The sequence below is a fragment of the Streptomyces aurantiacus JA 4570 genome (assembly GCF_000414115.1).
GTDB classification, from domain to species: domain Bacteria; phylum Actinomycetota; class Actinomycetes; order Streptomycetales; family Streptomycetaceae; genus Streptomyces; species Streptomyces aurantiacus_A.
Window position 1 is genome coordinate 1 of sequence record NZ_AOPZ01000298.1, and the last position, 548, is coordinate 548.

Annotated in this window: 1 protein-coding gene; it reads right to left on the reverse strand. The window is 73.2% G+C overall.

Translation table 11 applies throughout. The features are described 5' to 3' along the window. Nucleotides 1-548, reverse strand: a 548-nt coding sequence (locus STRAU_RS26330) for a CurL C-terminal domain-containing protein (protein WP_158692125.1), incomplete at both ends; no start/stop codon positions are given.

Sequence of the window (548 nt, forward strand, 5' to 3'; positions counted from 1 at the left end):
GCGAACACCGGACTGGAGTCAAGAAGTTCACGCGCCATCCCCGCCCACTGAGAACCCTGACCCGGGAACACGAACACCGGCCGGACCGACCCGCCCTGCGCCCGCCCCGTCACCACGTCCTGCGCGGTCGAGTCGTTCTGCGCCAGCCGCTCAAGTCCGGCGAGCAGCTCGTCTCGCTCCGCGCCCAGCACCACACCCCGGTGCTCGAACCGCGACCGCGCCACCGCCAACGACCAAGCCACATCGCCCAGTTCGAGATCCGCATGCGCCAGCAGGTGTTCCCGGAGCCGCCCAGCCTGGGCCCGCAGCGCCTCCGGGGTCTTCGCCGACAGCGCCAAGGGCACCACCCCCGCCGCCACCGAGGACGACGGCAGCGGCGGAGCGGCGTCCGTCTCCGTCTCGGCGGAGACCGGCGCTCCGTCGAGCGGGGCCTGCTCCACGATCACGTGGGCGTTGGTGCCGCTCACACCGAACGACGACACACCCGCGCGACGGGGCGCACCGCCCTCCCGCTCGGCCCACTCCCGCGCCTCCGTCAGCAGCTCAAC